The 2,054-nt window shown below is 61.2% G+C and carries 3 protein-coding genes; 2 read left to right on the top strand and 1 reads right to left on the bottom strand.

From position 1 onward, the window contains the following. Positions 1-495: 495 nt before the first annotated feature. Together V2B23_RS30775 and V2B23_RS30770 are read left to right on the top strand one after the other, a co-directional pair. Positions 496-1,053 carry a hypothetical protein gene (locus V2B23_RS30775; protein ID WP_430953679.1) on the top strand — a complete coding sequence of 186 codons (558 nt, stop codon included), beginning with the start codon at positions 496-498 and terminating at the stop codon, positions 1,051-1,053. 66 nt (positions 1,054-1,119) lie between these two features. Then, positions 1,120-1,494 carry a hypothetical protein gene (locus tag V2B23_RS30770; RefSeq protein WP_430953678.1) on the top strand — a complete coding sequence of 125 codons (375 nt, stop codon included), beginning with the start codon at positions 1,120-1,122 and terminating at the stop codon, positions 1,492-1,494. A 200-nt stretch (positions 1,495-1,694) separates the two neighbouring features. Here the strand turns inward: V2B23_RS30770 and V2B23_RS30765 are convergent, their stop codons facing one another. Beyond that, positions 1,695-1,967 (bottom strand): nucleotide-binding domain-containing protein, encoded by a 273-nt coding sequence (locus V2B23_RS30765; RefSeq protein WP_430953680.1) that lies wholly within the window; start codon positions 1,965-1,967, stop codon positions 1,695-1,697. Positions 1,968-2,054 lie beyond the last annotated feature (87 nt).

Below are 2,054 nucleotides of genomic sequence, written 5' to 3'. Positions count from 1 at the left end.
GAATTCCGAATCTCCGTTTTCACCAATCGAATACATCGCAACGTCTGAACCGGTACCCGACACCCGAACGGGGCTGGGGAGGAGGGGAGGGTCAGGAAAAGCGCCCCTTCTCGCGTCCACTGCCTCGTCATCATCATGCTCCCAATCATACACCCCTACCCACCAAACCGCAAAACAACCAGAAAACACAAAACGTCGAAACCCGCACCACTGCAACAACATTCGACGTTAGCAAAAACGCGACCGTGCACAACCCGCGAAACCAACTCAACACCAACCGAATACCGAAACCTATTGACACACAACAACATTCAAAAACACCCAAAACCAGCCCCCACAACACCCCCGCACGACCCGGCACCACACCACCCAACCCGAACACCCCGCCGGCCCCCGCCGGCACCCAAAAACGCCGGCGCCCCACACACCCCCAACAACCACCCCAGGGACATGTCATCACCACAGGTCACAGCAACGAAGTAGAGTCTCGTGATCATGAACCTGGACATGCTCACCTGCCCCCAGCACGGATGGATCTCGCACGCCGCGATCCATGAGGCCGCCCACGCTGTGTTTGCCCACGCACGTGGGATCCCGTTCATCGACATATCGCTCGCCACTCCTGCCGATCTCGCACCGCTCTGGACGGGTGGGAGTGTCGAGGGAGGGGGCCTTCAGCTGACTACTTCCGACCCCACTGTCTGGGTACCCCAGCGACCAGACGACGCGGCCGACGTGCTCCTCGCCGGCGTGCAGGCCGAGGAATACGCATTCGGACACATCGGCCGAACGAGCGGAGACGGTGATGTGAAGATACTGCGCCTGGGCATGGGTTGGGTCACCCCAGAACACGAAACCGAGTGCAAAGGTGCCATCAACAGATCGCGTTCGCGACTACGAGAAGAGATGCCGGCCCGCTACGAGACCATCAGGCTGGTGGCCACGGAACTCACCCGCGACGTGAAAGTCGACGATTACGGCGCCTACTCCGACTTCGACGAAAGACCACGCCTGAGTGCTGAAGAAGTCGCTGCCATCATCGAGAACCACTGACGATCGCACGGTGCACATCGACTGCCCCATCGACGCCGGAACGATTCAGCTGCAGGCGTGGACTACGTGGATATCAACGATGGCTGGGAGCCCACTCTCCCATCCCTGGAATGGGACGACCGAGCGCGAGCCGCGGGCATCATCGCACTCATCGGGATGGGCGGCAGCCCCGGAGTCTCGAACGTCCTCGCCGCAGCTGAACTCGACACCGTGCACGAGCTCTACCCCGGCTGGGTGGTCGCCGGCACCGAGAGCGAACCGGGCGGCGCACGCCCGGCTGCCCCGTTACTACATCTTGTACACGAGTGCACCGGAAGGTATGAGTCATTCAGGGGAGGCACCCCGTCACGCCGTTGGAACCGTAGCGACTGCGATATCCGGGCCTCAGCGAGATCGCGTCGCCCCCGCGCTGCAAAAATCGTCAAAAGTCCGGCCACATAGGACTTCACCGATGCAGACGCCCATCCCCTTGCCACATCCTCATTCAAGAATCAGCGGACCGATCCACCCCTCGTCGATCTCCATCCGGTCATAAGAAACGAGCGCGGCGAGCACCTGTGCATCGCTCCGGCGGCTCCTTCCTTGCCATCCACGCCCCTGCTGACCACATGGCCCACAGCCTCCACCCCTATATCGGATACCTAGACGATAATGACGTCCTGCCGGTCCGTCGCGACCGCGACACCGTCCTTGACCACCCAGACCTGCACCCAATGTGCCCCGACGAAGCTGCTGTGCTCGGTGATTACTTCGCCGTACTCGTTGATCTCCCCCCGCTCCGCGTTCTGCCGGCGAGCTTCCTCCCCCACATTCCTGACCTTCCAAAACAGTTGGTACGGAGCAGGAACGGTGCACTCTTCGACCGTGAACTTTAGTGACCGCCCGATCGGAACGAGGTTACCTGCCTGCGGCAGCGGCCGGTAGCGACGGGTCTATCTCGCTAACGGTGTTTCGGCGGATTTCCATCAGTATGTTTCCGATCCCGGCCAACGATCGGCGAA

This window comes from Rhodococcus sp. 24CO (genome assembly GCF_050586165.1).
In the GTDB taxonomy this organism is placed as follows: domain Bacteria; phylum Actinomycetota; class Actinomycetes; order Mycobacteriales; family Mycobacteriaceae; genus Rhodococcus_F.
The sequence above is the reverse complement of the archived record's forward strand: the minus strand, read 5'-3'. Positions and strand labels throughout refer to the sequence as shown.

What these genes read in the sequence shown, in the direction of transcription:
- V2B23_RS30775 (WP_430953679.1), top strand. Translation starts at nt 496, where the DNA reads ATGAACCTGGACATGCTCACCTGCCCCCAGCACGGATGGATCTCGCAC.